Source organism: Streptomyces sp. NPDC051243 (assembly GCF_044455405.1).
In the GTDB taxonomy this organism is placed as follows: domain Bacteria; phylum Actinomycetota; class Actinomycetes; order Streptomycetales; family Streptomycetaceae; genus Streptomyces.
In genome coordinates this window covers 1-5,372 of record NZ_JBITES010000037.1, presented here as the reverse complement: position 1 = coordinate 5,372, position 5,372 = coordinate 1, and the positions used below count along the sequence as shown (strand labels likewise).

Annotated in this window: 4 protein-coding genes and 1 pseudogene; 2 read left to right on the top strand and 3 right to left on the bottom strand. The window is 71.6% G+C overall.

Going from position 1 to position 5,372, the window contains the following annotated elements; all coding sequences use genetic code 11:
* Positions 1-444 precede the first annotated feature (444 nt).
* Positions 445-1,269, bottom strand: coding sequence for a purine-nucleoside phosphorylase (locus ACIBAG_RS45645; protein ID WP_217209247.1), 825 nt, complete (start codon positions 1,267-1,269; stop codon positions 445-447).
* A 131-nt stretch (positions 1,270-1,400) separates the two neighbouring features.
* On the bottom strand, positions 1,401-1,838 hold the full coding sequence (locus ACIBAG_RS45640) for a gamma-glutamylcyclotransferase (RefSeq protein WP_398820815.1): 438 nt from the start codon (positions 1,836-1,838) through the stop codon (positions 1,401-1,403).
* Positions 1,839-1,925: 87 nt separating this feature from the next.
* On the opposite strand from ACIBAG_RS45640, the pseudogene ACIBAG_RS45635 reads away from it, so the two are divergent.
* A pseudogene (locus ACIBAG_RS45635) lies at positions 1,926-3,383 on the top strand (NAD(P)H-quinone dehydrogenase); the annotation flags it as partial.
* 190 nt (positions 3,384-3,573) lie between these two features.
* On the top strand, positions 3,574-4,509 hold the full coding sequence (locus tag ACIBAG_RS45630) for a DeoR/GlpR family DNA-binding transcription regulator (protein WP_399114063.1): 936 nt from the start codon (positions 3,574-3,576) through the stop codon (positions 4,507-4,509).
* An 87-nt stretch (positions 4,510-4,596) separates the two neighbouring features.
* Here ACIBAG_RS45630 and ACIBAG_RS45625 read toward each other — a convergent pair whose 3' ends face one another.
* Entirely contained in the window at positions 4,597-5,145 is a 549-nt protein-coding gene (locus ACIBAG_RS45625; protein WP_399114062.1) for a TetR/AcrR family transcriptional regulator, read from the bottom strand.
* Positions 5,146-5,372: the final 227 nt, after the last annotated feature.

Sequence of the window (5,372 nt, the reverse complement as noted above, 5' to 3'; positions counted from 1 at the left end):
GTGACCCGCCGGGGCGGCCCAGGGGAGTGGGGAGCCGTATGCCGGCAACAGACGCGGGCGTGGGGGGGGGGGGGGGGGGGGGCGGGGGGGGGGCGGGGGGGGGGGGGGGGGGTGTGGGGGTGGGGGGGGGGGGGGGGGGGGGGGGGGGGGGGGGGGGGGGCCCCCGGTTTGGGGGGGGGGGGGGGGGGGGGGGGGGGGGTGTCCGTCCTCGGTCGGGCGGTTGCCGTACGTCAGTAGGGTGCCCCGTGTTGACGCCCGCCGCTGCGGGCGGACACCCCCCACCCCGTCCCCTTCCCGCCGTGCGCGACTGCGAGTCCGTCCACCTTGCGGCGCGGGCGACGGCAAGTCCGTTCACCCTGTGGCGGGGAAACCGCGCGACCGGCTACGACGCGCCCGCAGACGCCCTACGACCGAACCCGGCACCCCCAACGGCGCATACGGCCCTCAGAGCCGGCCGAGCACCTGCGCCAGCAGCGACCCCATCCGCGTCGCGCTGTCGCGGCCCGCCTGCAGGACCTCCTCGTGGTTGAGGGGCTCGCCCGTCATCCCCGCCGCGAGGTTCGTCACGAGGGAGATGCCCAGCACCTCCGCGCCGGCCTCACGCGCCGCGATGGCCTCCAGCACCGTCGACATGCCCACCAGGTCCGCGCCGATCACACGGGCCATGCGGATCTCCGCCGGCGTCTCGTAGTGCGGGCCGGGGAACTGGGCGTAGACGCCCTCCTCCAGTGTGGGGTCGATCTCCTTGCACAGGGCGCGCAGGCGGGGGGAGTAGAGGTCGGTGAGGTCGACGAAGTTCGCGCCGATGATGGGGGAGGTGGCCGTGAGGTTGATGTGGTCGCTGATCAGGACCGGCTGGCCGGGGCGCATGCCCTCGCGCAGGCCGCCGCAGCCGTTGGTCAGGACGATCGTCTTGCAGCCGGCCGCCACGGCGGTGCGGACGCCGTGGGCCACCGCAGCCACACCGCGGCCCTCGTAGTAGTGGGTGCGGCCCAGGAAGACCAGGGCGCGCTTGTTGCCGATCCGGTAGGAGCGGATCTTGCCGCCGTGCCCTTCCACCGCCGGCGGGGGGAAGCCGGGCAGCTCGGTGACCTGGAACTCGGCCTCGGGTGCGCCGAGGGCGTCCACGGCCGGAGCCCAGCCGGAGCCCATCACGAGGGCGACGTCGTGGGTCTCGGCGCCCGTGAGTTCGCGCAGGCGCGCGGCGGCGGCGTCGGCGGCCGCGTGGGGGTCGCCCTGGATGTCGTCCGGAAGAAGAGATGCGTTCACGCGACCGAGGGTAGCCGGTTTGGGCCTACGCGCGTAGATGACAGAGCTCACGGGATGGCGATCGTTGTCTTGTCGTTTCCAACGAACGGTGGGGAAAAAGGGGCTGGTGGGGCTGGTGGGGCGTGCGGGAGTCAGCAGGGGCGCTTGCGCAGTTCCATCACGTAGTCGTGCGGTGCTCCGGCCGACTCCGCCGCGTCCGCGACCTCGCCCAGGTAGCGGGCCGACGGCAGCCCTCCCTCGTAGGCGTTCAGCACGTAGACCCACGCCGGCTCCTCGCCCTCCAGCGTGTGCACCCGCACCCGCAGCCGGCGGTATATCCCCAGACCGACGCCCTCCCAGCGGTCCAGGGACTCCTCGTCCATGGGCGCGATGTCGTACAGCGCGACGAAGACCTGCTCGCCCGGCTCCTCGACGAGCGTCGCGAGCGCGCCGTCCCAGCCGAGCTGCTCGCCCCCGAACGTCAGCCGCCACCCGTTCAGCCAGCCGGTGGCGCGCAGCGGCGAGTGCGGGGCGCGGCGGGTCATCAGCCGCGCGTCGAGATTGCCGGCGTACGCGGCGTAGAGCGACATGGAGAGAGGGTACGGCAGCCGAATCGCTCGCCCCTCCCGTAACGGTGGTGTCTCGGGCGGGCCCCCAGGCAGTCCGATGGTGAGGCGTGCGGGACAATGGAGTACGTGACTCGGATCGTGATCATCGGTGGCGGACCCGGCGGATACGAAGCGGCGCTGGTGGCCGCTCAGCTCGGCGCGGAGGTGACCGTCGTCGACTGCGACGGTCTGGGCGGGGCGTCGGTGCTCACCGACTGCGTGCCGTCGAAGACCCTTATCGCTACGGCCGAGGTGATGACCACCTTCGACTCCTCGTACGAGGAGCTGGGCATCATCGTCGCCGACGACACCCCGCACATCGACACGCCCGCGCGTGTGGTGGGGGTGGATCTGGGCAAGGTCAACCGGCGTGTGAAGCGGCTCGCGCTCGCCCAGTCGCACGACATCACCGCCTCCGTGACGCGGGCCGGCGCCCGGGTGCTGCGGGGCCGGGGCCGGCTGGAGGGCATGCAGGCCCTGGACGGGTCGCGCAAGGTCGTGGTGCGCGCCGCCGACGGGAGCGAGGAGACACTCGTCGCCGACGCGGTGCTGATCGCGACGGGTGGTCATCCGCGTGAGCTGCCCGACGCCCAGCCCGACGGTGAGCGGATCCTGAACTGGACCCAGGTCTACGACCTGACCGAGCTGCCCGAGGAGCTCATCGTGGTCGGGTCCGGTGTCACCGGTGCCGAGTTCGCCGGTGCCTACCAGGCGCTGGGATCGCGGGTCACGCTCGTCTCGTCGCGGGACCGCGTGCTGCCGGGTGAGGACCCGGACGCCGCCGCCGTACTGGAGGACGTGTTCCGGCGTCGTGGCATGAACGTCATGGCGCGCTCGCGGGCGGCTGCCGCCAAGCGGGTGGGTGACCGGGTGGAGGTCACCCTCGCCGACGGCCGCGTCATCAGCGGCAGCCACTGCCTCATGGCCGTCGGCGCCATTCCGAACTCCGAGGGCATGGGCCTGGAGGAGGCCGGCGTCAAGCTGCGCGAGTCCGGGCACATCTGGACCGACAAGGTGTCCAGGACCACGGCGCCCGGTGTGTACGCCGCCGGTGACGTGACCGGTGTCTTCGCGCTCGCGTCCGTCGCCGCCATGCAGGGACGTATCGCCATGTACCACTTCCTGGGTGACGCCGTGGCCCCGCTGAACCTGAAGACGGTCTCGTCGAACGTCTTCACCGACCCCGAGATCGCCACCGTCGGGTACACCCAGGCGGACGTCGACGCGGGCAAGATCGACGCCCGGGTCGTCAAGCTGCCGCTGCTGCGCAACCCGCGCGCGAAGATGCAGGGCATCCGGGACGGCTTCGTCAAGATCTTCTGCCGTCCGGGCACCGGCATCGTCGTCGGCGGTGTGGTCGTGTCGCCGCGCGCCTCGGAACTGATCCATCCGATCTCGATCGCGGTCGACAACAATCTGACGGTCGAACAGATCGCGAACGCCTTCACCGTGTACCCCTCCCTTTCGGGCTCGATCGCCGAGGTGGCACGGCAGCTGCACACCCGGAAGTCCGGCGGCGAGCTCTGACGGCCGGAACCAACTCTTCGCTGGTCACGGGGAGTTGTCGAGCATGCGTGCGGCATAGGCGAGGGGACTAGGCCCTATACCACTTCCCGTCCTCGCGTGCGAACAACTTCTGTTATTCGGCGCAAACTGCTGAAACCAGACGGTCGTTGGGGTTACTGTCAGTTTCGTGTTCGCTGCAGAACGTCGCCAATTGATCCTCGAAATGGTGCGAGCGAACGGGGCCGTGTCGCTCCGTGAGCTCGCCCGCGTCGTCCAGACCTCCGAAGTGACCGTACGGCGGGACGTGCGCGCACTGGAGGCAGAAGGACTCCTCGACCGCCGGCATGGCGGTGCGGTATTGCCGGGCGGGTTCACGCGGGAGTCCGGCTTTCCGCAGAAGTCACATCTCGCGACCGCCGAGAAGACGGCCATCGCCGACCTCGCCGCGAACTTCGTGGAAGAGGGCGAGGCGATCGTCGTCGGGGCGGGAACCACCACGCAGGAGCTGGCCCGCCGGCTCGCTCGTATCCCCGGTCTGACCGTCGTCACCAACTCCCTGCTGGTGGCACAGGCATTGGCCCATGCCAACCGGGTCGAGGTCGTGATGACGGGCGGGACGCTCCGCGGGTCGAACTACGCGCTGGTGGGCAGTGGCGCCGAGCAGTCGCTCCAGGGGCTGCGGGTGTCACGGGCCTTCCTGTCCGGGAGCGGCCTGACCGCCGAGCGCGGGCTGTCCACGTCCAACATGCTGTCCGCCTCCGTCGACCGGGCGCTCGTCCAGGCCGCCGCGGAAGTCGTCGTCCTCGCCGATCACACCAAGCTCGGTACGGACACGATGTTCCAGACGGTGCCCACGGACGTCATCACGCGGCTGGTCACCGACGAGCCGCCGGGCCATGACGACCGTGCCCACACCGAGCTTCAGGCTCTCGCCGACCAGGGGGTGCAGATCGCCGTGGCCGGGGCGAGCGGGAACCCGGGGGGTGACGAGGTCCCGGCGCGGCGTCAACAGCGGGCTGCCCTGCCGGGGCCGCGTACCGCTGGCGCGGGGCGAGCCGCGGGAGCCGGGCTGAGGACCGCTGCGGTGCTCGGTGAGCAGGGGCTGGAGCGGGAGCGGGCGCGCGTCGCTGATCTGCGGCGGCGTTGACGGTACGTCTGGCGCCGCCTCGCCGTAGGGGTTTGTCTTCGCGCGGGTGCGGGCTCGTAGTGGCTGGTCGCGCAGTTCCCCGCGCCCCTACCGGGGTTTCAGTCCCCTCAGTGTCAAGCGCAGCAATCTGTCCGCCAGGTCCGGGTCGGCCGGGGACTCCTCCGCCGCCAGTGCGATCGCGTGCGTCAGCTGGAGAAGGTCGCCGATCGCCACGTCCTTCCGGACCGCTCCCGCTTCCTGCGCCCGTGTCAGCAGTGCGCCGCCCGCCTCGCGGAGCGGTCCGCTGCAGCGGGCCATGGCCGAGGTGCTTTCGGTGGACACGGACATCAGCGAGCGCGCGAGGCCCCGGTACTCGCCGGCGTGGGTGACCATCTCGCGCAGCCATGTCACCAGGGCCGCGCAGGGCTCCGGGGCGTGCAGGAGTTCGCGGGAGCGGGTCAGCAGGTCGCCGGCCGCGTCCTCGAAGACGGCGCTCAGCAAGGCTTCCCGGTTGGGGAAGTGGCGGTAGAGGGTGCCGATGCCCACGCCCGCCCTACGGGCCACGTCCTCCAGTGAGGCGTCGGTGCCGTGCTCGGCGAAGGCGGAGCGGGCCTCGGTGAGCAGGCGCTCGTGGTTGCGGCGGGCGTCGGCACGCATGCCGGCCGGCGGCTGGGCCATGGGGTTCACCTGCCCTTCCTTCACTTGTTCCGTGGGGAAGAGAAGCGCCCGGTGGGCTGATTGCTCAGTCCGCCGGGCGCCTCGGGAATGTCGTACGGAAGCCCTCGTACGGTCAGTCCTTGATTTCGCAGATGGGGGCGCCGGAGGTGAGGGAGGCGCCGACCTCGGCGGACAGGCCCTTGATGGTGCCGGACTTGTGGGCGTTG

Excerpts from the sequence above, each read along its gene's own strand:
- ACIBAG_RS45640 (WP_398820815.1), bottom strand. The coding sequence starts at position 1,838 with ATGTCGCTCTACGCCGCGTACGCCGGCAATCTCGACGCGCGGCTGATG.
- ACIBAG_RS45625 (WP_399114062.1), bottom strand. The coding sequence starts at position 5,145 with ATGCGTGCCGACGCCCGCCGCAACCACGAGCGCCTGCTCACCGAGGCC.